Here is a 25904-nt window from a genome sequence, read left to right on the forward strand (position 1 = left end):
CTTCATCAAGCGCTGCACAACCTTCTCTGAGATTGTAACGCATTGTTTGGCCAATGACGCCTGTAGTCTGCGGTAGCCATAGCATCGACGGTTGGCTTCGAAGATTTCGGTGATGTTTTGACGAATACTGAGGTACTTGTCGTTCATCCTCATGCGGGCTCGATGATAAAAATATGAGCTGCGCGCCAATCCCAACTGAGTAAGCAGATCAGGGAGTTGATAAAGGTATTTGAGGGCGTCAACCAACAGCGTTTTCTCCCGATTACTCAGAAGTTGCAGATCGACGCCCAGGTCTTTTTTTATGAGTTCGGTCGCTTTCTTCAAAAGGTCGTGCTCAAGCTGCAGTTTCTGAATATCGTGCTGCAGTGTTTCGAGCTGGCGCTCTAATTCTTCTCGCTCTGGCACAGGTGGTGAGTTGTTCTTGCGTTTCATGATTGCGGGAGCCTCCGGACCAAGTAACTGGTTTTTCCAGTTATACAGTGTCGGTCTGCATACGCCGAGCTTTTCGGCCAAAGCCTGCGCGCTTTCTTGCCGATTATAAAGTCCGACGACGCCCGCCTTCTTCAATGCGTCAGGGTATCGTGGACGTCCAGTTCTTCCTGTGACAGCTTTGCTAATTTCGGGAAACGCCTCACGAACCCACGCTGTCAACGTTGCACGACCGGGATAGCCCAAAGCGCGCATCGTTGCAGAAACACAACGACCATGCGTGCGGTAGTGCTCAACAGCCACTTCCTTCTGCGCCTGTGTGAACTTAGGCGCTCGGGGCGCAAATCCTAAACGCAGATCGAGATGGTGCTCATATTCCAGGTGCCAGCCCTTCAAAGCGTTCTTGCTTGGATAGCCCAACTGGCGAATAGTCGCTTTCGGGCGCTTGCCCAGCTTGATGTAAAGCGCAACTGCTTCCATCCGGTCTTCGTAGGAATACATGAACTACCTCCCTGATAGTCCAAGTTTTCGTCCGCACCCCCAAGCCGCCCAAAATGGACGGCGGTTAATCATCTTATATGTTGACAAAAACATGTATCACATTATGATACATCCATAAGGAGTTCAGTATGATCCGATCTTACAAAGACAGCACAACGGAGACCGTCGCGAGTGGCAAATGCCCAAAGGGTTTCCCGGCTGATTTAGTAAGAGTTGCGGTTCGTAAACTGACAATGATTGAGAGCGCCGTAACAATTGATGATCTTCGTTCGCCGCCCGGCAACCGGTTAGAGTCTTTGAAGAAGGATCGCATTGGACAGCACTCAATTCAGATAAATGACCAGTGGCGCATCTGTTTTGTTTGGACTGATGCTGGCGCTGAACAGGTCGAAATTGTAGATTACCACTGAAAGGAAAAGCCATGACAAGCATACTGCCTCCCGTGCATCCCGGCGAAATCCTTCGCGAGGAATACCTTATTCCACTCCATATGAGCGCAGGTGCACTTGCCAAGCAGTTGAATGTACCTCGTACTCGAATCGAGCGCTTAGCAAACGAACAGACAGCCGTTACACCCGATACCGCATTGCGCCTCGCAAAGTTTTTTCGCACTACGCCGGAATTCTGGATGAACATGCAAGCAAGCTTTGACCTCAAGATTGAAGCCGCTGCGATTGAGGGCGATTTGGCTGCAATTCACGAACTTGAAGCCGCATAATCAATGAGGGGCGACACCGTCTGCCCCTTATTTTTAGGGATACCGATTAGAGCCAGTCGTCATTTAAGTTCTCACCAACTTGGAGAGACAGATGAGACTGAGTTTTTTGATTACTACCTAACTGGTACTATGCGGCAGTCTGAGCAACGCGTCAGCATTCGAAGGTCGTCATTTTGATAAATCCGTCATCCTTCTGTGTGTTCGATGGTATCTGGCTTACAATCTGAGCCTGCGTAATCTGAAGGAAATGATGGCGGAACGTGGCATTGATCTCGATCATTCAACCCGTGCATCGCTGGGTCATCTGCTTCAGCCCCCAACTTGCTTGAACGTTTCAATCGGAGGAAGTGTCAGGTCACACGCAAATGGAACCTCGATGAGACTTACATCAAGGTCAAACGCCAGTGGCTGTACTGATACCGCGCCATCGATAGCAATGGTGATACGGTTGAGTTCTGTTTCAGCAAACAACGTGAACTGAGCGCTGCCAAATACTTTATCCGCAAGGCACTCGCCCGCCACGGCAGGCCAGTGTGCATTACCATTGATGGAAGCGAGACCAACAGGATTGCTATTCTACAATGCGATGCGGAGAGCCGGCTTAGCCAGGCTGACAAACCGATTGTCATTCGCTCCAGAAAACACATGAACAACAGGATTGAGCAGAATCATCGCCGTATCAAACGACGCACACGCTCCAAGCTTGGTTTCAAATCAGAAGCTACTGCCAGCATTACTCGCCGGGATTGAGCTCATTCACATGATGCGCAAACAGCAAAGCATCTTTGCAGCCGCTAATGCACTCTCAATCAAACAACAGTTCGAAGCGCTCGCAGCAAAACTGCGTCCAGAGTGAAGCCATGCTCCGTTCAAATCAAATTTATGCAACACAACTCATTTGATCAAACCCGAAAATCGAACTCACTGAATACCTGCTAATGTCTTAGGTTGCCTTAAAGCATTAACGATCACACGAAACGCGGGAAGATTTTGGCGTCAGCTCGGATAATATAAGTAATAGCCATCGAACTTTGGCGACCAGTTGTCCAATACGATTTGCAAAGTCCCATCAGAAAACTGTCTGCGAACGGTATCCTCTGACAAAAAGGCAACACCAAACCCGCTGGCGACAGCATCGATCATCGCATCGGAGTTGATAAACGCCAGTTGCCCATCAACGCGCACATGCAGGGGCTTTTCTTTCTTTGGAATTCCCATGCATACACTCCTCCCGCCGTTTTGTGTCTGATTGACACTCATATGATTCAGGAGATCATTTGGATGTTTCGGAATTCCATGCGTCTGGAGATATCCGGGCGAAGCCACTGCGATCAGTCTCCAGTCAGGCCCAATCCCGACCGCAATCATATCTTATCACTGGCTCCTTGTCATCGGGCTATGTGCCAATAACCAGTCAAGAACAAACCCGACGCTTTTGCGTCGGGTTGAGTAGCTTATCGCCATTATCCCTTTGAGGCTGCGGTCGATGGAACAGGCTGCACTTTTGAAGTGATTGCCATTACAATAATCGCTGACATCAACATGACCCCACCAACGATGAACATTGGCATTTCATAATTTCCTGTCATATCCTTCACCCATCCAGTGATGTATGGCGCGGAAAAGCCTGCGACATTGCCTATCGAATTTATGAGAGCAATCCCGGCCGCAGCGCCCGCACCAGATAGAAAGCGGGTTGGAAGAGACCAGAAAGTTGGTAGAGCCGCAAAAATCGAGATCGCTGTAATGGTCACAACTGCAATGGTTGCTTCAGGCGATGACATTAGTAGTGCAACAGGAATGCTCAATGCACCTACAAGCGCCGGTATACCGATATGCCAGGTTCGGACACCGCGACGCGTTGCATCCATGCTCCAGAGATACAGACCAATGGATGCACCAAGATATGGTATCGCAATAATCAGCCCCTTCTGCATCACGTCGAACTTCGTGGCAAACTTGGCCTCAAAGCCAGCAATAATCGTCGGCAGGAAGAAGCCAAGCGAATAAAGGCCGTACACAAGACCGAAATAGACAGCCGAAAGCAGCCAAACACGACCATTGCGAAGAGCGTCAAAAACTGCGCTTGCGCTATGGCTGTGGGACTTGGCTTTTTCTTCACGCGAAACTGCGTTCAAGAGCCATTTCTTTTCGTCACTGGTCAGCCACTTAGCATCATTTGGGCCGTCCGGAAGATAGAACCAAGTCACGACACCAACAATGATAGCAGGTATAGAAACACCCATAAACATAACGCGCCAGCCCTCAAGACCGAACAGGCCATGCGCATCAATAAGCCAGGATGCAAAAGGCGCACCGACAACGGTTGAAAACGGTTGTGCAACATAGAAGAGTGCTAAGATTTTTGCACGATGCGTTGCTGGAACCCAAGTGCTCAGGTAGAGAATTGCACCTGGGAAAAAGCCCGCTTCTGCTACACCAAGTAAGAAGCGCAACCAATACAACCCTTCAACAGAGCTGACCCATGTAAACAAAAGCGAGACAATACCCCAAGTAACCATGATACGCGCCAGCCAACGACGAGCACCAACACGTTGTAGCGCCAGATTGCTTGGAATTTCTAAGATAATATAACCGACGAAGAAAATACCGGCTGCAAAACCAAATTGAGCTGCCGTAAGCCCCAGGTCATCTGTCATGCCATTTGGACCAGCAAAGGAAATTGCTGTACGATCAAGAAAGTTAATTAACGACATAAGCGCAAGGAACGGTACCAGCCGCCAGCAAATTTTTCGAATTGCGCTTCTTTCAATATCTGTCGTAACGACAGACCTATCTAACTGTTCCTGCACTTTAGTTCCTCCCAAAAGTGAATAGATGTCATTTCTCATCTCGATCCGGAACATGCGTATCCACGCCTTTGTTTTGACAAAGCGCAGCAGCTTCGGCCAAAGGTGTCTTACCGTTTTTCCGAATAATGATTTCCAGATTTTCGCCGTACCAGCCGGGTTTTAGAGCCCAAAAGACCCGACCCGACCCGGCAGTTCATATTATTCAGCGAGTTTTGCCGCTTAAAATAACGATCAACGCACCGTTTCTGTTGCAGCAGAAACATTCTCGAACAGCTTCGGGGTCTCTGACAGAAAATCGCTACCAAACCCAGCATCGAGCAACGTCTGAAGGGCAGTTGTCACACCGTTTGCAGTGCTACGCTCCGCTGAAACATCCTCTGCCATTTGCATGTAATAACTGAGATCCTTGTGCGCATTTGAAACAAAGAACTTCATTTTCGAATTGTCACCATTAAGGACAAATGGGCTGACGCGATCAAAAGCGGCTCCATAACCGCCACCTTTCGCCAAAACTTCCGTAAAGATTTCAGGAGAAATACCACCCAGCTTTGCACAGGCTGCGGCTTCCCCCAGCAATGTCACCATACCGAGCGACACATAATTATGAAGGAGCTTCAGCTTGTGTCCCGATCCAACCTTGCCTGCATGGAAAATGTTCTCGGCAAATGTTTCCAGCAATGGGCGGATCGTGGCAAACAGCTCGTCATCGGCTCCAACCAGAAGGTTCAACCTGCCCTGAGCTGCTTCAAGCGGCGTCCTTGTCATAGGAGAGTCGATGAAACGGCCCCCTGCTGCTTCGGCCAGTTGCGCAATTCGTGTAGTCGATGATGGAATGGCGGTGGAACAATCGATGATGATCGTACCCGGCTTAATTGCCTTCAATATTCCGGTCTCACCAAGCAGAACGTCTTCCACCTGGGGAGTTCCACTCACACACAGAATGATGATGTCACTCTGCTCTGCCAGGTCCTGTTTACTTGCAAATTTCAGGGCACCGCCTTCGAGAAGATTATCAACAGGCTGGTTTCCCGGATGATCAAGGAACCCCAAGGACCAGCCTTTTTTCACCACGTTCAGAGCAATACCGTGTCCCATCAGGCCAACGCCGATAATACCGACTTTCTTGTTGGTCATCTCTCTTCTCCTTAGGCCAATGCGCGACAGATTGCGTCTGCCATTTCGGTACATTTTGCAGTTCCGCCGAGATCCGTTGGAACAGTTTGGCCGGCAGCAAGCACACGGCCAACGGCACTTTCGATACGGTCCGCAGATTCCATAAGTCGGTGGTCGCCCTTTTTGTCACCAAGCCAGCGCAGCATCATCACTGCAGAAAGAACGGTCGCGACAGGGCTTGCTATATTTTGACCGGCAATATCGGGTGCTGATCCGTGTGCACCTTGGAAGAGTGCGTATGTGTCACCGATCTCACCCGAAGGCGAAATGCCCATTCCACCGACTGTCGCAGCACCCAGATCAGAAATGATGTCGCCGAACATATTTTCTGCGACAATCACGTCGTAAAAATCCGGCTTTTTAACCATATGGACCGTAATCGCATCGGCATAAGCATAGTCGATTTCAACGTCCCGATAGCCTGAGTGGACGTCGTCACAAACCTTCCGGAAAAATGCATAGCTTCTGAGAATATTGGCTTTATCACAGACGGTAACACGTGATTTTCCGTCACGCGGCGCACCATTGCGTTTCTTCGCGAGTTCGAAAGCAAATTTCGCCACGCGCTCTGTCCCCTTGCGGGTAATCACGAGACTGTCTGATGCAAACTCATCGCGCAGAACAACTCCTGCACCACGGCTTGCATAAAGTCCTTCGGTGTTTTCGCGAATGATCACGTAGTCAATTCCACCACCATCAAAAGCACGAAGTGGTGACAGCACCCCGGGCAAAAGCTTGACCGGTCTAACATTTGCATAGAGGTCCAGTTTGAATCGTAGTCGCAGATGCAAATCATTTCCGACCTCGGTACCATCCGGATAGACGACACCTGGCAATCCGGCTGCTCCATGCAAGATAGCATCTGCCGAACGGCAGCCCTGATAGGTATCATCCGGCAACACTTCGCCTGTTTTCAGATAGTGGTTAGAACCACCATTGAACATTTGAAAATCAAGCATGCTTTCACCAACGGCAGCCTTGAGCACTTTGATAGTCGCGTCAGTGATTTCTGGACCAATACCGTCACCGGCGATTGTCGCAATTTTATAGTTCGTCATGGTTTTTATCCTGTTTCGACAATCTTACCAATTGGTCGCGATGTACTTTGCTTCCATGAATTCCAGCATGCCGTGATGTGCACCTTCGCGCCCAAGACCGCTCTGCTTCACGCCACCGAAAGGTGCTGCTGGATCGGAGACGAGCCCGCGATTGAGAGCCAGCATACCAGCCTCAATCTTTTCGGAGACCCGCAGACCACGCGCCAGATTACGCGTATAGACATAGGCAACCAAACCATACTCGGTATTGTTAGAGCGCTGGATTGCTTCTTCTTCCGTGTCGAAAATATAGATCGGTGCAACAGGTCCAAAGATTTCTTCTGATGCCAGGTCCGCAGTATCGGGAACATCTGCAAGAACAGTCGGCAGGTAGAAGTGCCCTTCTTTCTCCAGAGCCTTTCCACCGCAGGTAATGCGTGCACCTTTGGCAACAGCATCATCCACCAGTTCCGCCACCTTCTGAACGGCGGCGGCATTCACCAATGGACCGCAATCCGTCGTCTCCTCTACCCCTGCCCCAACCTTTAATGCGGCCATGCGTTCAGTCAGTCGGGCAGTAAAAGTCTCAGCAATCCCACGCTGGACATAGATACGATTTGCTGCTGTACAAGCTTCACCACCATTGCGCATTTTAGCGATCATTGCGCCTTCGATTGCCGCATCAAGATCAGCATCATCAAAAACGACAAACGGAGCATTTCCGCCCAATTCCATTGAGGAGTGGATGACCTGGTCGGCGGCTTTACGCAGTAGCACACGTCCGACTTCGGTTGATCCCGTAAACGACAGTTTCCTCACGCGTGGATCATCAAGCATCGTATTAACAACTTGGCTTGTTGTCGAGGATGTAATGACGTTTACAACGCCAGCGGGCACTCCTGCCTCAGCAAGGATGGCAGCTACAGCATAGGCGGTCAGGGGTGTTTCAGTCGCGGGTTTGAGAACGCAAGTGCAACCCGCAGCAAGAGCTGGAGCGATTTTGCGCGTTGCCATAGCAGCAGGAAAATTCCAGGGCGTAATGAGCAATGAAACGCCAATTGGCTGATAATTCACGAGAATACGATTAGCGCCCGAAGGAGCGGTTCCCAGATCCCCATGACCACGTACGGCCTCCTCTGCAAACCACCGGAAAAATTCGGCAGCATACGCAACTTCGCCACGCGCATCCTTCAGTGCCTTACCGTTTTCAAGCGAAATAAGCCGTGCGAGCCTCTCACTGTCGCGCATCATCAGTTGAAAACAATTGCGTAAAATTTCCGAACGCTGGCGCGCAGGCGTGGCGGCCCATCCGCCCGCAGCAACTGCTGCTGCATCCACAGCACTTAAGGCGTCTTCAGGAGAAGCATCAGCGACAGCACCGAGAACGGTATTATCGGACGGATTATAAACATCGATCCGATTATCACGACTGCCAGCTTTCCATTCGCCACCAATGAACAGATCAGTCGGCCATTTTTGTTGGATGTTCATACTAAATTTCCTCAGTGAGAGCGTTTTGTTAGCTTGCCATAGCTTCAACAAGAATGGATTTAATCGCGTCTGGAGAAAGAGTACGCGGGTTGTTCTCAATCAGGCGAGCAGCGTTCATCGACAACTCAGCAATCTGGTCGAGTTTGGCGTCGGTGACGCCGATTTCATTGATAGTCGCAGGCATGCCGACACGCGCAAAAAGTGCAAATAGCGCATCAATGCAAAGCCCTGCCGCATACTCATCCGTTTGACTTTCCGTAGCCACACCTATGGCTCGCGCTATTTTCGCATAATCAGCCGCAGCCACTGGCGTATTAAAACGCATTGTATAGGGAAGGAGAATGCCAACACCCAGACCATGTGCGGTATGTGTTTCAGCTCCAATCGGATATTGGATCGCATGGGCTGCTGCCGTTCCGGCACTACCAAATGCCAGTCCCGCAAAGGTCGAACCCAGCATCACCGCAGAACGTGCTTCAATGTCATCGCCGTTATCAACGGCAGTTTGCAGATGCGCAAAAATGAGCTTGATCGCTTCCAGGGCATAAAAATCAGATAGTGAATTTTTTCCGACAAAAACACGACTGCATGCCAAGTCACTGTTTGGTTCACGCCGAACAGCTGCAAAGGCTTCAATAGCATGCGCGAGAGCGTCAGCACCTGAAATAGCGGTCAAACCTTTCGGGCATGTCAGCGTAAGTTCAGGGTCACAGATTGACGTATGTGGAATGAGATATGGGCTGGAAATGCCAACTTTCATCACTCTCTGCGGATCTGCAAGCACGGCGACAGGTGTAGCTTCTGATCCTGTGCCCGCAGTCGTTGGCACTGCAATCACAGGACAAATAGGACCCGGCACTTTGAATTCACCATAATAATCCGATAGTGACCCCGGATGCGTGAGGATCAGGCTGACCAGCTTTGCAAGATCAAGGCAGCTTCCGCCACCCAAACCAATCACCATATCTGGCTTGAAATCCCGATAGCGTTGCGCACAATTTGTAACGCCCTCCAAAGGCAGTTCTGGTTCAGTCTCGGCAAAGACCTTTACATCGATGCCGTGGGCCTTCAGATCCTCTATCACCTCCTGAAGAAGTGGAAGCGCGCCAATTCGGGCATCTGTACACAATAGAGCCCGCTGACCAATATCTGCTGCCAACCGTCCAAGTGCGCGCCGCTGACCTGCACCAAAAACCAAACGCTGCGGCGCACGTGTGACGCCATACTCAAACTGCATGAAACTTATCTCCTTAATTGGCTGGCATCCGATCAGTCTGAGCAAGGTGCTGGATACGCTCCCACACTTCTGGTGCGATGTTCAGCCCTTCCTTCTCAGCAAAGATGCGGGATTTTACAGAGCGGTCACCAGGAACACGAACCGGGTTTTCTGGGTCAGTTGGAGGCGTGTCGCGCAGTGCATTCAAGTAATCTGAGATGACGCTTGTCATGCCCGATGCCGGCTCCATGACGATAAATAGATCACCCTTGTTGCAAGGATGGGTAGAATCGAGAGTCCCACGAACGGCAGTGCCAAGCGATGAGCCAGTCAGAGCCGCAACCAGCACCTCAAAGGCCAATCCGAGGCCATATCCTTTTGCACCGCCAAAGGGTGCTATGGACCCCGCCTTTGCCTTTTCAGCATCGGTAGTAGGCAACCCTTCCGCATCCAACGCCCAACCGGCTGGGATCGGAGCGGCACGATTGGCGTGGTCATGGATCTTGCCCATTGACACCAAACTGGTTGCCATATCGAAAACAAATGGTTCAGGTTCGGCGGGCACCCCGATTGTCAATGGATTGGTGCCAATCATGGCACGCCGTCCTCCCCAGGGATGCACCAAAGCTTCGCTGATTGTCATTCCGAGCATGATCTTGCCCTGACGAGCAAGGCTTTCAGCGTACCATGCAAGCATCCCCAAGTGATCACAGTTCCTGATAGCAACCACACACGAACCTGCTGACTTCAGACGCTGGCTTGCTGCGTCGAGCGCAGACATAGCCACAACAGGACCTAAACCATGCTGGCCGTCCACCTCGAGAAACGCTTCACCACGCCAGTTATGAATACCTTTGGCGAGAGGATCGGTCACACCATTCAACACGCGCTCAACAACGCGCGGCAGCCGGAGAAGGCCGTGGGATGGCACTCCCCTCATCTCGGCGTCCAGGAGCAAAGACGTCTGAATTTCTGCATGATTGCGCGGTATTCCAGCTTTTTGAAGAGCCGCAAGCGCAGCTTGCTCAACCTTGGCAACAGTTTGCATATGTTGTCCTAAAACTTTTTTTTCCGGGAATGGAGAGAGTTTCAGAGGCGAAGGAAAATCTCATAATGGGCTGCTCAACCCCGCAGACTGCAATCCGACATATAAAAGTCGGCGATCGTGTATTGGCGAGCATATGCGTTGCAGCACTTATTCTCGCTTGCTGATCGTATCCGTTTTATGAATGCGTGCGTTTCAGATTGCACCGGTAAGCAGAGGAAAGCTCAGCTGCAAAAGCACCCGAGCATTTTTTCCTGCCAATAATCAGACATGAGTCCTCCTTTCTGTTATCCCTCACACCCCTCCTCGGGTGCTCAACACTTGCTGAGGCGATAAATCATATCGGATATGATAGAGGTATTAACGCGCAGGTCAAGCCAGTTTTTATAACTATCCTGCAAATTTCCCAATCACCAATTTTCCATAACTCGATCTTTCTGAATTATCGCTATTAGTATAATATATTGTTTTATAAACATAATTTACCGAACAAACTGCTATTTATTCAACGTTCAAATATGGAAGATGAAGTTTCTACCGTACGAAAAAACCTCTCCAAGGAATTCATTTCTCGGTTATAATGAATCAAATAAATACGGTTTACACCAATAATCCGATACGATACTGTACTTCAAAATCTGACCTCACGATCGCGCGGAGGGATGAGAGCCATGTCAGGGAGGACACATAATGGCGAAGGAAGAGGTGCTCAGCACGGTTGACCCTGCCATTATGTCAGGCGATCGAGAACTTACAAAGCATCCGATTGGCGACACCATTTACAATGCGTTGTTTGCTGACCTGATTGCGCTGCGTATACCACCGGGAGAGCGACTTTCTGTCGATGCTTTAGCGCGACAGTTTGGCGTTTCCCAAACCCCAATCCGCGCGGCGCTGATCAGACTGGAATCAGAAGGTCTTGTTGCCCAGAAATTCAATTCTGGTTTTAGTGCTGCTGCGTTGCCGGAGGGCAAGCATTTTCGGGACGTTTATCAGACACGCGACCTCCTCGAACCCGAAATGGCCGCTTTAGCAGCGATAAAAGCGACACCAGACGACATTGTTTCGATTGAAAAACTCTGCAACGAAATGGCAGAGCTTGCTGAGACGAATAATCAGGAAAACTTCGGGCGCTTTGCCGAACGTGACAATGCGTTTCACACCTGTATCCTTCAAATCGCAGGCAACCAGGTTGTCGCCGAAGCAATGACGCGTCTTTATATTCACGCCAATCTGTTTCGGATTCGATATCACACAAAAATTACCACCGATGCAGTAGCCGAACATAAGGCCATCCTTGAGGCGCTTCGCATGAAAGATGCTTTTGCGGCACGCAACGCGATGAGAGCCCATATCTACAATTCGCGTCTGAGGGTGGAACCATTCTTTATTGAAGATTAGCGCATTCATGTCCGGCGTCATCTGGCGACGGGATTTTATCTGGAGGAAAATATGGCACTGGATCAACTGATGTGGATCGATTCCACCAAGGTCTTTATCAACGGAGAATGGGTGACCCCCGCCGGCGGAGAGACCATTGCGGTTGAAAACCCATCGACGGGTGAAGCTATTGGGAAAATTGCCCGCGGTACACCTGCGGAAGTGGATGCAGCCGTTTCTGCTGCAAATGCGGCGTTGAGCGGTGAATGGGGTCGCATGACCGCGACGCAACGCGGACGCATCCTCATGAAAATGTCCGAATTGGTGCTCAAGCGAGCTGAAGAACTCGCAATGATTGAGACACTGGATGTTGGCAAGCCGCTGAACCAATCCCGAAACGACTCGATTGCGCTCGCACGCTATCTCGAATTCTACGCAGGTGCCGCGGACAAGCTGATGGGTACGACCATTCCTTACCAGGAAGGCTTCACCGTCTATACCTTGCGCGAGCCACATGGGGTTTGTGGGATAATCATCCCGTGGAATTACCCAATGCAGATTTTGGGGCGCGGCGTCGGCGCAGCACTTGCGGCTGGCAACACCTGCGTTCTTAAACCCGCAGAAGATGCCTCTTTGTCATCATTGGCTTTTGCGGCAATCGCACACGAAGCTGGTTTGCCGGCCGGTGTTCTTAATGTTGTAACGGGTTATGGCGCAGATGTAGGCGCAACTCTTTCAAGCCATTCCGGTATCCAGCATATCTCCTTCACTGGTTCCGTCGGAACCGGCGTTGCCATTCAGACTGCAGCAGCGAAAAATGTCGTGCCAGTAACGTTGGAACTTGGCGGAAAGTCGCCACACATCGTTTTTGACGATGTTGACCTGGAAAAGGCCATGCCAGTGCTGGTGGGTGCCTGCATGCAAAATGCCGGCCAGACCTGTTCAGCAGCATCACGCGTTCTCGTCCAGCGTGGCATTTACGAAGATGTGAAGCGACGCATGATCGAAATTTACGAAGGTCTCGTGGTTGGACCTGCCGTTGAATCGCACAATCTTGGACCTGTCGTTTCCAAGAAGCAGAAGAAGATCGTATCCGATTTCATCGAGCGCGGAAAAGCAGAGCTCAACATCGCCGCACAGGGCAAACTACATGCCGACGCCCCGGCGGCTGGAAACTACGTCCTTCCAACACTCTTTTCGGAAGTAGAGCCGGATCATGCACTTGCGCAGCAGGAAATTTTTGGTCCAGTTCAGGTGCTCATTCCCTTCGATAGCGAAGAAGACGCTTTAAGGATCGCCAATGGCACCGAATACGGTCTGGTTGCGGGCGTTTGGACTCGTGACGGTGGTCGCCAATTGCGCATGGCGCGCAAGCTTCATTCCGGACAAGTCTTCATTAACAACTACGGTGCTGGGGGTGGTATTGAGCTACCTTTTGGCGGCGTTGGTAAATCCGGGCATGGGCGTGAAAAAGGATTTGAAGCGCTATACGGCTTCACGCACGTCAAAACTGTGACCATTTCGCACGGCTAAGCTGCCGGCTAAAGCCCTGGTGAACACCACACGGTAACATGTGTGAACCATAGACCTCAGGACAACCAGGGGCGGGGTATTACCCTACCCTTGGTGCATATGATTGAATTGCCTGATCAACAGTACAAATTACATGCCAGTCAAAAAAATACGGACGGCTTGAACCGTCCGTATTTTATATGCATTGGCGTCCTAAGAGCCTATTAGAACTTGCCAATAAAGTTCACGAACATTCCCCGATCATCCATGCTGAGATCTCTTAGATCATCCGAGAAGCGACCGAAATTATAGCCTGCACCCACTTTGAAGTTCTCGCCGACGTGACGGTAGATCGCAGCAAGAGCACCCAGGTCTGTTGTCTTCGCCTCGCTCATATGCATCACGCGGCCTTCAAGCAACAGATCCCATTTCTTGACGACATGCAGGTCTGCACGAATAATGCCCAAATGCGCTGATGAACGCTGCCACTCTTTGTCAAATTGATAGTCGTTTTCGGCTGGCCGGTATTTCACTTCACCGATACGGAAACCATATTTACCACCGACAGATAACCACGGCACCAGATCATAGGTGAAGTCTGCCGAGAGGATATGGCTCAGCTGTGCAGGTGCATAACGATAATTAGAAACACCGCTGCCAAGCTGACCATTGCCCGGCATATCATACAGATAGCTATACTTGAACAAAGCGTTCAGGCGGTCATTTTCCACCGGACGATAAGCATAACCAAACGACGCTTCGACGTAATCAGTATTCTGGAATGACGTTACATTCGATTTTGCATCGGAAAGAACTGCATCCACACTGACCAGGGCCCGCCAATCCGGATTGGTTTTCCATGAATAGGCGCCAGCCAGCAGATAGGTGTTCTGATCTCGGGTATGATCATCGGAACGCTCGACGCGGACTTCACCACGCAAGCGAGCAGTAATGCCACGCTCTTCATCCTTATAACCGATTGCCAGCGACGGCGCGTAACGGTCAAAGTCAGAATATTCAACACCGGCAGAATTGGTGGTGTTGTCACGCACGCGCCCACCTTCAAAGCCACCGTCAATGGTCCAGATATTATCCGGTGTATAAACAACACCATAAGTGTGTGTCAGCGCACGGCGAACACCGAACAGATCATAGTTGTTTTCCGAATAGGTCGAAAGCGTATCATTGATACGGCGTTTCATACCGCCAACAATGGCACCCTTATCACGCCCGATCAGATCATAACTGCGGTTGAGGTCGAAAGCACGATCAGGATCAAGACGATAACCAATATAATAATGATCATCCGCATTCGGATCATAGGTCAGCGCGGCCAGACCGCCCCATCCTGTCGTGCCGTATGAAACCTCAGCCTGCGTTCCGATTGTGTCAGTCAGCTTCAGCTCGGTACCAATACCAAGACGATCATTTCTTTTGATATCACCAGAACGACCCGCTGTGACCTGTCCAAAGACATAATAAAGATGATCATCATCCTGACGGTAGTCAATGCGTACACCTGTATCAACACGCGAACCGTCATAACCGGATTTGCCTGAGCGAATGGCATTTGGTGACATCAATTCGGTATAGGTCACACCGAACGATACTTTCCAATATTCATCAATCTCATGGCTGATGGCGCTTTTACCTTCACGCTTGATCTGACCATTGGCATCCCAAAAATCATCATAGATGAGTTTCAGACGGGTTTTGTCTGTTAAATCCAGATCAGCATGTGCGCCCCAAAGGCGTTTATCGACGCTTGTATTATCAAAGAGACTGGAGAAGCCGGCCTGCTTTTCTTCATAATACCCGCCCACTTTGCCCTTAACACCATCTTCATCAAGATCGGCGAGATCAACCTGACCTTTCAGGCGCCAAGCAAGAGCCGTGCTGCCTTTTCTGCCCGCTGCAAGTGTATTGCTGTTGGTCAGGCCTCCATCCGTGGAACGGGTAAAGCCGAAGCCCTGCCCGTCAGATGCCGCTACCTCACCATCAAGATAAGTCGTTTCAGAATGGCGCACGCGAATATCAACACCGCCTGCTTTCTGATTGGCCGTACCGGTTGTTTCCTGATAGCCGGTCACGCCTACACGCACTTTATCGTTCAGCCATTGCTGGCCACGACCACCAAGGCTGTAGCCATCCAGATCTGTGGCAATTGGCTCAAATTCATATTGAGCAAGTAAATAGACATTATTACCGCCCAATGCGCCCTCGCGCACCGGACCCGTAGTGCCAGTGGACGATGACAAAGGCCGATTGAGGATCACCACCCCTTGCATATAATCAAAGCGATAATCTTCACCTGCACTGAGCGTGCGGCGCTCAATCACACGGCCCGTGACGGAATCGCGAAACTCAACTGTAATGGTTTCAGAACCCTCAACAATGTTCTGGCGGCGCATAAAATAGGCTGAACCACCTGTTGCCAGATATTCATCATATTGCGGCAGCGTATCTGGCTGGGCTGCATATAAATCAACTCCAGTTTTGCGCTCGCCAAAACTTGTCGTCTCTTCCGAACGGTATACGCCCTGACCACCGTAAAGCGCACGATCAGACCGCATGAACTCGGTACCAGTAATGCGGGTTTTAAAATTCCCCCACAAAACATGGCTGTCGCCACGTTCCAGACGAACATAAAACTTACCATTGGTCGGCGCATCTTCCGTGAAAGTGGAATCGTCACCATAGACCGGATAATAATCATCCGGATCAAGCTTGCGCAGTAAATCGCGCGAGTTCTGCTTACCAAAATTGCGGAACATCTTGTCGAGTTCGTCATCGGTGGTGTCAGCCGCAGCTGTCAGCAAATATTCGCCCTTTATTTTACCTTTCAGATAAAAAGCCAGACGACCATTGGTCGTGGTGCTGTCATATTCGCCCGGACGCACAGCTTCAATACCGCTATCGCCAGTGCGCTTACGCAATGTGATATCAGCCAAACCGACATAGAACCAATCATTATTCGGAATATTGATATCACGATTGAAGGCCAGCCCGTCGCCTTTGACACCATCATTGATGCCTACATCAATATCGTGATCGCCCGGACGCAGAATGCGCTGCACAACAAATTTCTGCTGACCATCAACCGGAACAGTTTCACCGAAAGCTTTAACATTATAACCATCCGGCACATTGGTACCGTGAACAGTGACTGCACCACCATGGACGCGGATATTACGAATGGCTGTTCTGTCTTCAGCCATACCTGGTGCAACAGCTTCCGCACGTTCCCCCAAAATATCCTTCTTTTCGCTACGGCGCAAAGTCAGAGCCTCAGTTTCGTCAAAACGGCCTTTTTCATCATAAACGCGCAGCACATAAGCATAATCGCGCTGCTCTGTTTCTGAGGGCATAACCCATTGCGCTTTGGCATTGGTTTTAACCGGCACAACAGCAACCGGCTTATCAACGGCTCTGCCATCACCAATCGCAAAAATGCGGATTTCAGAACGCTCAATAAAATCAGGATAGTTCGTGGTTGCCAGAAACTCGACAGTTTCATTCGCACTGTAACTACGACGCACCGGCATAGTGGATACATTCAGGATTGATGACGCCTCCAGACCATCAAATTTGATCTGAATGTCAACGCTGCTCAAATCCACATCAGTTTTGCGCTCGCGATCAATCTGACGCGTGGGCTGGCGGACAGCCTTGGGTGCCGCCTTTGCAGAACTTGTTTCAACCGTATCGCCATCCACACTGATCATAAACGGTATATTACCTGCATCTGCAGCAATACCTTTTTCAGTATTTTCACTAATTGTCAGATGACGCAGTGAACTGTCATCTGACATTTTACCGCGTAAATCTGAGGTTTGGGCGGTTTCAGTCCTGGTTTGTGCCAAGACTGAAACGGTTGAGACATGGGCTGCCACCAATGCAGAACTGGCCAGAAGAGCAAGACGGGAGAAAGAACCGAGTTTGAACTGAGACATTTTCATAACCTTAGATTGCGTGGCGGGTTTCACGGAGCGGCTCATTTGCTCACCTCCACGCGTGTCTCGATTTCAAGCGGGTAGTTATTTCCTTTACGCTTCCACAAATCACCGATCTGCTTCCGAACGTGCTTCATGCGCTCCTTGGCCAATGACTGTTCATTGCCTGCCATTTTGTAGCTCAGACGGAGTACCGAGATTTCCTGTTTCAGGATTTCCATGAGCTGCGGCAGGTTATCAGCCCACTGCTTTTTCAACTCAGCGTGGTTTGCTTCAAACGCTGCATCCTGAAGGTCAAGACGAACAACACGGCTGATCGATGCACCAAAGTTTAGCTTGGTCATTTTACCGGCAGTCAGACGTACAACACGCGGGTTTTCAGTTGTCAGGCGGTAGCCTGTCGGCAGGGTCCGGGTATCAAGCTTCATGATGAAGTTGGACCCGATGCGCTGATCCGGCAGAGCTGCACAAGGCACATGGAAACGACCATATTCGTCAGTCGTAATCAGCCAGCCCTTGACGGTTGCAACACGTACACCGGCCAGACCCTTTTCACCCTCATCCTGATAACCATTACGGTTTTTGTCATCAAAGACAGTCCCGATGATTTCACCACAGTCAAAAACTGGCTCTGCCATGATCTCAACGATTGCATGCGCATCCGGTGCAACCGGATTACCGTCACGATCGGTGACAGTTGCAATATTGGCATGCTTGCCAGGACCTGCCGTGCTCAAGGTCAGCAATTCAAGACGGATCTCGATTGTGCTGTTTGCAGCAAGTTTCAGGTTCTTGAACTGAAGGCGACGACCGCTGATTTCCGGCTCTGATTTTTCACCATTCACGATCGCGGTTGCTTCAACATAGCGGAAGCCGGACGGCATCGTATCAATCACATGCACAGGACCTGCATTGCTTGATGAGGTGTTTTCTACCTTGATGATATAAGGCACACGGTCACCACGTCTGACCTGATGCAACAATGCCTGCTTGGTAATTTTTACCAATGACGGCTCAGTTGCAGGCAGCGTGATTTTTGCCTTGTCTTCCTCGGATTCATAAGGCTTGCCGTTGCGCTGATCACCCTTAGCAAAAGCTGTATTGGTCAGCGTTTCCGGAATACCGGCTGTCGCATCAATATCTGCCTGCGAAAGCACATATGTTGCTTTGAATGTCTGGCTTTCACCCGGATTCAGGGAAACGGGCGCCGGTGTAATAGCAGACAGCTGATTGGTACCGCGATTGCCTGCAAAAAGCGGACCCTCATCCTGCACCGTCACATTATTGAGCAGTGCATTGCCTTCATTGGTGACCTTGAAGGTAAATTCAAGAGTTTCACCCACTTCCGGATAACCATTGCCATTGGCATCGTTCCACTCACCCTGTTTGATAATTTTCAGTTCAGGCAGCGGTGGCATAACCGGCACAATAGTCGGCTCATCAGTGTCAATCGTCGGCCCTGAAGGATCTTCAATGTCCTTAGGAGATGTTGGATCACCATAGGTACCCTTCACTGTTGCCTGATTGATAACCTGTTCGGCATCAATATCGGCTTCAGTGATTGCATATGTGGCTGTGAAGCTCTGCTCTTCACCCGGCTCCATAGTGCCAATTGTGAAGCTGTTTGGTGTGATACCCTGTAAAGGATCGCTCAAAACCACATTATTCAGCACCATATTACCGGTATTATGGACAGTGAATGTATATTCAATTTCCTGCCCGACTTCTGCCGGTTCTGTCAGCTTGGATTTAGCTTCCTTGACGACAGCAATGCCGGGCTTTTGTTCCAGAGGAACAATGATTTCCTCAGAAACATCAGGTGTTACAGGTTTTGTGGTCTTATCTTTCGGATCGACGTAATCACCGGTGACAGTGGCCTGATTAACGACCTCACCTGTTTCAATGTCGACTTGTGTCACTTTATAGGTAGCAGTGAGCGTGACCGCATTTGCATCACCAGGCAACAGGGTCGCAATGGTGAAGGACATATCCGGCTCAAGACCTGCAAGCGGGTCTTCCACCACTACATTTGTTAAAGTCAGATTGCCCGTATTGGTGACGAGGAAGGAATAGGTGATAACCTCTCCCACTTTCGTCGGTGATGAGAAAGCATGGGTTTCTGATTTTACAATAGTCACAGCAGCCGATGTTTCAAGATCAACAACGGTTTCATCGTCATTGGTCAGATCCGTGCCGGAAACATCCGTTACATCATCAGGCGTACCGTTAACACTTGAACCATATACCTGTGCCGTATTGGCAAAAGTTCCGGCATCAATGTCAGATTGTTTCAATGCATAAGTTGCAATAAACGCATCTTCATTCACCTCACCCGGTTCCAAAGGACCAGTCCAACCGGATTGATTAATAACCTCATCAGCAATCGCATCAACAATGCGGATGTTTTCCAATGTCACATTGCCAGTATTGTTAATGGCGAAGTTGAACCGGATCACATCACCTGCCTTAACAGGCTGCTTTAATGAAGCGGCTTCAATGGTTTTAACCAGCTTGATGGAGGGGTTGCGATCCAGTGGTGTATCGGTCGCGCTGTCATCTGTTACCGGAGTTTTGTCACCAAAAACCGGGATACCCTGAACGTCAGCGGTATTTTCAACCTTACCGGCATTGATATCGGCAATTTTCAGCTGATAGCGCCCATAAACAACTGTCTGGGTTTCAGCTTGATTGTCTTTTGCTGCATTCACCGGCTGCAAGGTTAGTGTTTTCAGGCGTTCAACATCAGCTGCATCAATAATAACGCCATCAAGATGGTCAGTGAGTAGAAGACCGTTGAGTGCCACATTACCAGTGTTGCGGATGGTGAAACTATAGACAACTTCATCACCAATTTTTGCAGGCGTGCTCAAACCATCCAGGATAGCTGCTTTATCAAGGCTGATAGCAGGTTTATGCGCAAGCGGTGTTTCAACCTCATTGGAGTCAACCGGTGGCTTAGGTCCTGTCGGGTCTTCAAAATTCGCTGTTGCGATGTTGTCGACCTGAGCGTTGTTCAGATAGTCCTGCTGAATTGGTGCCGTAACAGTGAATGTGCCGCTTTCACCTGGCGCAAGCGAGGCAATCGATTTTGGCGTAACAACAGCACCATCAAGGGGATCATTCACGACGACATTGGTGAGCGTTACATTGCCTTCGTTGGTTGCAGTTACAGTCCATTCAAGCATATCACCAGCATAAGCAGGCTCTGGGACGGTCGAGCTTAAAGCCTTAACAAGCTTCAGTTTTGGATCACGATAGGTCGGCACCTCCACATCTGATGGCGGCGTGGTGATTTTCTCGTTTGTAGGTCCGTGAGTGCCTGACGCTAACGCATTATTGATGACTTTACCGGAATTAATATCTTCCAGCTTCAGCAGATAATAAGCTTCGACAGTCTTTGTTTCTTGTGGTGCCAGTGTGCCGATATTGAATGCACCGCTATCCACCACACCAGTCAACTCATCTGTAATCACAACATTTTTCAATGTAGTATTACCGGTGTTGGTCACTATGAATTCATAGGTGATCTTATCGCCAACGACCGACGGGTTTTTAACGTCAGACTGTTTCAGCTTTTTCTCAAAAATCAGACCTGGTTCGCTCAATGGCAGGTCAAAATCGTCTGTCGTTGAAACCTTTTGCGGTGTTCCGCCAAAGTCTCCCCATGTACCTTCAGCTTTGGCAGTATTTTCAAGCGTTCCGTTATCAATGTCGGCCTGCTTGATCACATAAGTTGCTTTGAAAGCGGTATCATTGCTTGTCCCAACAGGGAGTTCTGCAATCGTGGTATTGGTAGTCCACTTCAAGTCCGCCATCGGATCGGTGATGGCAACATCAAACAGCGGTGTTTTACCAGTATTGGTTACCTTGAACGTATATTCAATCACGTCTCCGGCGATAATTTCACCTGTTCCGCCAACACGTGCACCGGTTTTCTCAAGCTTGATCGCAGCTTCAGGTACAATACGCACTGTTGTTGGGACATCCTGTTCCGGACGATCCTCACCACCGGCTCTGTTATCCGATTTATCAGTAATATTCGTTTTGCCGGAATATTCGCCAACAGCAGTCACTTCTGCCTGATTGGTCAGAACAAGTGGGTTTGATTTCCATGGTTTCGCCGGATTAACCAACACAACAATCGTGGCAGCCAGTGTCGCATTTGGCTCGAGTTTTCCGTTGCTGATAAGGGAGTTGTTATCAGCACCATTATAGCCCGAATTCGTGCTTACCGATTGTACCTTATAGGAGCCAGGCAGCGGTTTGGCATCCGCGGACAGCTGGCCGAAATTCTGTGATGCACCATTCAAAGCATCAGTCAGAGCGATGTCTTGTAAAGGTTCCTGACTGAGATTTTTGATGGTGAATTTATACTCAATTGTATAGGTCCCATCACCCACGGAAACCGGTGCAGAGGCAACCTTACTTAAACCCACTGAAGGCAGTGGAATGAGGGTAAAGTTATTATTGATGCTGGTTGAATCTTCTTCGATGACAATCGAACCAAGGCCTGTATTGCCCTGAGACGAAGACTTGCTGCCATCGTGACTATTGATTCCAGGAACCGAAACACCGGTATCAAACTTGATGCTGCCCGGCACTTTGCTATAGCTCACCTGATATTCACCGGCAGGAACACCTGTGAAATCATACTTACCATCCGCATCCGTTGTAAAAGTCCGAGTAATTGTCTCGCCATCATGCTTGGCTTTACCCGTAAGGGTGACGGTTACACCTGCAATACCGGCATCGCCCGTATCCTGGGTGGCATCTTCATTAAAATCTTTGAAGACTTTACCGCTGACGGTGCCGCCACGAACAGTTTTTACGCTATCTGTCGAAATATTGTTGTTTGGGTTCTGGTCAAAAGACTTTGTTGTGACGCTGGCGGCATTACTCATCGATTCAGCGTTTTGATCGACAATCTTGGTGGTGAGCTCAATGACCGTTTTTGCAGTCGGCTCCATATCACCAAGTTCACAGCGGATTCCGCGTGTCCCAATAGATCCCGTACATGAACCACTGCCGCTGATGATGGCAGGCACTTCGGTCAACACCATGCCGCTTGGCAAAGTATCGGTCAAAATGACATCTTCAGCCACTTCAAGCCCAGTACCTGCCAAGCTCTCGACCGTAATAGTCCAGGTGAAACTTTCACGCAGATCAACAACGGGTTTGTTGGCTGTTTTAACAACGCTGACGTCAGATTTTACGCGAACTGTGGTGTTTTCATTATCCGTATTATTATCTGGATTACGATCATATCCCTTGATGGTTTCGTCTGAAACGATAGCAACTTTGTTTTGATAGGTTCCGCGTTTCAAAGACGTCATTTTGACTTTGAATTGCAGCTCTGAACCAGCTTTGAGTTCAGCAGCAGAGCATGTCAGTGTTCCACCAGGCTGACCGGCGGTTACACCTGTTGTTTCGCAACGAAGGGCTGCTGGCGCACCGACAACTCCAGCAAACGTGAAGCCGTCTGTCGGAAATGTATCAATAATTTTTACGTTATATGCATCTGAAGGGCCGTCATTTTTGGCTGTAATCAGATAAGTGGTATCGTTACCTTTTTCGACCGGATCATGTTGTACGCCTTCAACCGTATCGGTTTTGGTGACCAGCAGATCAAGCACAGGTGGAAGGATTTTAATCGGGAGATTTGTATCGTTATTTTCAGTATCTGTTTCCTCAGTGCTTGTAGTCACTGATGCTTCATTGACCACTGTCAGGTCAACCTGATCTGTGGTTGCCTTGACAACAACCGCCACTTGTTTCTGGGTATTGTGCTCCAGGCGACCGAGCTCACAACGAATGGTGTTGTTCGTTGATGTAATAAGATCGCCTTCTTTGAGTTGCGTTGTACAACGCCCGGCATCTGGTCTGATACTGACAAAACGCAGACCCAGCGGAAGCCGATCCTCAATGACAACATCATCGGCACCACTCAAGCCGTTATCATTGACCTTTGCAGCGATGACATAAACCAAATCCTGACCAGCGGGCGCACCCAATGCCTGTGAAGGGCTTGTTTTGACAACAGTGACATCAGTCACAGGATTAACGTTGTAATCGACAGTGGACTGATTGTTGCTTGGGTTTGCATCAGGTACTTCTGTTGAGAAAACTACGGCTGTATTTTTCTGTGCGCCTTCGCTACCTACAAAAGCGCTGATTTCGACGACCGGGCAATCCTGTCCCGGAACACAGACCGGCAGTTCCTCAATACGGCATTTCAGATTGACATCATATGCACCACTGCTAGGTGCATTGCAGACCAGTCCTGTCGAATTGCCCTGATTTACATTGAGTGTGACAGTTGCTTGGCCACCATTCGCACCGGCAACAATATTGCTGATACGATCATCCATGACAACCTCCGTTGCAACGGCGTCTCCATGGTTGATGATCTCAATTGCGAATCTGATTTCTTCGCCGGCTTTTAAGTCAGCACTACCAATGACCGACTTTCTAACTTCAAGATCAGCCAATGTTTTGTCGTCAGTTGAGCCGGCATTACCGCCGATAGAAGTGGTGTTGTTCGACAGATCAACATCGGTAACATCATCTGGCAGTGAAACTGTCATGCCATTGCTGAACGCACCGCTCTTGGTCATTTTAACCTTGAGCTTAATTGGCGCGGTCATGGCGCCTACATCCAGAGGGCTATCTTTGGTGTACTGGCTTGTTGTACAAACAACATTTGCAGCACCGGTAACAGTGCTTGGCGAACAAGACCAGCCAGCAGGTGTGATTGCCTCGCTCATCATCATGCCATCCGGCAGATGATCGGTAATGGTCAGTTCGCCGTAAAAGCCAGCATTACCAATATTGCTGGTGCTCAGTGAATATTCATATTCTTCACCAACAACGAGCAAGCCATAATCCGGGCCAGATTTGTGCGCTTTCAGATCAACAAAAGGATCAACGATGCTTGCGCCGCCGTCATTGGCTGTATTGTTGCCTGTGAGAGTCTGATCTTCATCAACCGATGCAATCGTCGCGGTATTATATACCGACGAACCAGGCGCGCTTGCCTGAACCGCCTCTGTATTGATTTTGATCGGATTTTTATAATTGCTGCCAGCAGATTTGGTATATTCACAAACCAAGAGATTGCCGTTTGCTGTACAGGACCAACCCGTGCCGACCAGTCCGCCAAAGCCAACAAATTTATAATTATCTGGCAACGTGTCAGTAATGGTCGCTTTTGACGGTTCATCACCCGCGAAACTTGGTGTCAAAGTAAACTCGACAGGCGTGCCTGTCAGAATGGCACCTTGTGGCGAGCGAACTTTGCTCAGACTCACATCTGTACCAGCAAGTACTTTCACTTCTGAAAGAGCATTATTATCTTCTTCAAAAGGATCAAGCGGTGACTGTCCAGCAACTTTGGCAGCAATCAAAATATTAGATTGGTTGCCAACAGTTACCTGTCCTGAAAAATTAAAACTAAGTTTTTCACCTGGTTCGATTTTTTGTGTAATTTCGCAGGTAACGGTATTATTTGTTAGTATACAGCCATTTGGCAAAGCCTGATCAAGCACCACACCTACCGGGACTGGAAAGGTCAGCGAGGATTTTTCTGCTGCATAAGGCCCTTTGTTTTCAACGGTTGCGGTAAAGTTGAGTTTTCCGCCGCCAATTACTTCTTTTGGAGAAGTCAGGCTCACACCCAGATCCGCACCCTTATTTACGGTAATTGTGCGGAATTGTTCCGCGCCGTTTTGGGCAATTTTACCCCCAAATTTTACGGTACCCTCTACCATGGGGCTCAAGCGAATTTTAGCTTCAACGCTTTCTTGTGGTGCGAGTGCGCGCACTTCACAAGTGATCGTGGTATCGGCAGTCAGCTCTTCGCCAATCGGTGGTGTCGGCGTACAAGCACTGAAAATCTCGTCATCTATTTCAAAATCTAAAAACTTTACTGACTTAGGCAGGACAAACGCAACGGTTGTTGGTGTGGTCGAAAAATTATCACTATTGTTAACAGTCGCAGTAAATTCAATCTTAGCACCAGCCGGTACAGAAGCAGGCCTATCCGCATTGATATTGAGAGTCCAACCTGTTGTACTCTGTGCATAAGCACCAGACAAAGAAGTGTGCATGGCAAAAAATGCCATGAGAAAAATTGCAACCAGCCGTTTCATTTCGTCCCTAACCATAGCTTGCGCGGCGCTGGGACATAGAAAAATGCTGTTCATCCGTGTCTCAGCAAAAGACACGGATGCGCAGAATCAATTACCCGCGGATTCACATCCACGGGCAATCAAACATATTCTTAAAGGCCCCCACCTTCAGTGTGGGGCGAACTAACTGATTCTATTTAGTTAACCAATAGTTAACTGAGAAATTTTCCAAAATTATCCAAAAACTAAGAGAATTTCTCTGAGAAGGTTCTATTTTTAGGTGGTTTTCTCTTGCTGGAAACTGGAAATAGGTATTGCTGATATAGGGCCCATCGCCAGACTGCATTTTCGTTTATGCACTAAGCGATTTGGGTTGGATTGCCAAGCAAGTATCAATGCATTTGCATTATATCATGACTACACCGCTGAAATGAACGCATGAGCAAAAGCTCAACGGGTTTCTGCGGCCTACATCAAACAACTTGGCAATACCCTGCAGCACAGCTCACA

Annotated in this window: 14 protein-coding genes and 1 pseudogene; 5 read left to right on the forward strand and 10 right to left on the reverse strand. The window is 49.3% G+C overall.

The features are described 5' to 3' along the window. Positions 1-930 (reverse strand): IS3 family transposase (locus tag ACOZHT_RS23230; protein ID WP_421566800.1); only part of this gene is annotated, 930 nt, incomplete at its 3' end. A gap of 128 nt (positions 931-1058) precedes the next feature. Here ACOZHT_RS23230 and ACOZHT_RS23235 point away from each other — a divergent pair. The 3 genes and pseudogenes from ACOZHT_RS23235 to ACOZHT_RS23245 all read left to right on the forward strand — a co-directional run bounded on the left by ACOZHT_RS23235 (position 1059) and on the right by ACOZHT_RS23245 (position 2504). Next, entirely contained in the window at positions 1059-1340 is a 282-nt protein-coding gene (locus ACOZHT_RS23235; protein ID WP_421566801.1) for a type II toxin-antitoxin system RelE/ParE family toxin, read from the forward strand. A gap of 11 nt (positions 1341-1351) precedes the next feature. Further along, the gene (locus ACOZHT_RS23240) at positions 1352-1648 is read left to right on the forward strand and encodes a HigA family addiction module antitoxin (protein WP_339510437.1); all 297 of its coding nucleotides are present in this window, start codon (positions 1352-1354) and stop codon (positions 1646-1648) included. Between the two features lie 139 nt (positions 1649-1787). Beyond that, positions 1788-2504, forward strand: a pseudogene (locus ACOZHT_RS23245) (IS6 family transposase). A gap of 140 nt (positions 2505-2644) precedes the next feature. Here ACOZHT_RS23245 and ACOZHT_RS23250 read toward each other — a convergent pair. The 7 genes from ACOZHT_RS23250 to ACOZHT_RS23280 all read right to left on the reverse strand — a co-directional run bounded on the left by ACOZHT_RS23250 (position 2645) and on the right by ACOZHT_RS23280 (position 10426). Beyond that, a complete protein-coding gene (locus tag ACOZHT_RS23250) occupies positions 2645-3016 on the reverse strand; it encodes a LysR substrate-binding domain-containing protein (protein ID WP_421566802.1) in 372 nt (123 codons plus the stop codon). A gap of 95 nt (positions 3017-3111) precedes the next feature. Further along, positions 3112-4461 carry an MFS transporter gene (locus ACOZHT_RS23255; RefSeq protein ID WP_421566803.1) on the reverse strand — a complete coding sequence of 450 codons (1350 nt, stop codon included), beginning with the start codon at positions 4459-4461 and terminating at the stop codon, positions 3112-3114. 231 nt (positions 4462-4692) lie between these two features. Beyond that, complete coding sequence (locus ACOZHT_RS23260) at positions 4693-5595, reverse strand: NAD(P)-dependent oxidoreductase (RefSeq protein ID WP_421566804.1); 903 nt, start codon at positions 5593-5595, stop codon at positions 4693-4695. A gap of 11 nt (positions 5596-5606) precedes the next feature. After that, complete coding sequence (locus tag ACOZHT_RS23265) at positions 5607-6692, reverse strand: isocitrate/isopropylmalate dehydrogenase family protein (protein WP_421566805.1); 1086 nt, start codon at positions 6690-6692, stop codon at positions 5607-5609. A gap of 24 nt (positions 6693-6716) precedes the next feature. Further along, a complete protein-coding gene (locus ACOZHT_RS23270) occupies positions 6717-8162 on the reverse strand; it encodes an NAD-dependent succinate-semialdehyde dehydrogenase (protein ID WP_421566806.1) in 1446 nt (481 codons plus the stop codon). A gap of 28 nt (positions 8163-8190) precedes the next feature. Beyond that, positions 8191-9399: an iron-containing alcohol dehydrogenase gene (locus tag ACOZHT_RS23275; protein WP_421566807.1), complete on the reverse strand. Its 1209-nt coding sequence runs from the start codon at positions 9397-9399 to the stop codon at positions 8191-8193. A 13-nt stretch (positions 9400-9412) separates the two neighbouring features. Continuing rightward, a complete protein-coding gene (locus ACOZHT_RS23280) occupies positions 9413-10426 on the reverse strand; it encodes an Ldh family oxidoreductase (protein ID WP_421566808.1) in 1014 nt (337 codons plus the stop codon). A gap of 687 nt (positions 10427-11113) precedes the next feature. Here ACOZHT_RS23280 and ACOZHT_RS23285 point away from each other — a divergent pair. Next, on the forward strand, positions 11114-11824 hold the full coding sequence (locus ACOZHT_RS23285; RefSeq protein WP_421566809.1) for a GntR family transcriptional regulator: 711 nt from the start codon (positions 11114-11116) through the stop codon (positions 11822-11824). A gap of 51 nt (positions 11825-11875) precedes the next feature. Continuing rightward, positions 11876-13336 carry an aldehyde dehydrogenase family protein gene (locus ACOZHT_RS23290; protein ID WP_421566810.1) on the forward strand — a complete coding sequence of 487 codons (1461 nt, stop codon included), beginning with the start codon at positions 11876-11878 and terminating at the stop codon, positions 13334-13336. 203 nt (positions 13337-13539) lie between these two features. Here ACOZHT_RS23290 and ACOZHT_RS23295 read toward each other — a convergent pair whose 3' ends face one another. Together ACOZHT_RS23295 and ACOZHT_RS23300 are read right to left on the reverse strand one after the other, a co-directional pair. Further along, positions 13540-17313 (reverse strand): TonB-dependent receptor, encoded by a 3774-nt coding sequence (locus ACOZHT_RS23295; RefSeq protein ID WP_421566811.1) that lies wholly within the window; start codon positions 17311-17313, stop codon positions 13540-13542. Next, entirely contained in the window at positions 17310-25415 is an 8106-nt protein-coding gene (locus ACOZHT_RS23300; RefSeq protein ID WP_421566812.1) for a DUF7507 domain-containing protein, read from the reverse strand. Before ACOZHT_RS23300 ends, ACOZHT_RS23295 begins: the two co-directional genes overlap by 4 nt. Positions 25416-25904: the final 489 nt, after the last annotated feature.

Source organism: Ochrobactrum sp. EDr1-4, assembly GCF_049199085.1.
Taxonomy (GTDB): Bacteria; Pseudomonadota; Alphaproteobacteria; order Rhizobiales; family Rhizobiaceae; genus Brucella.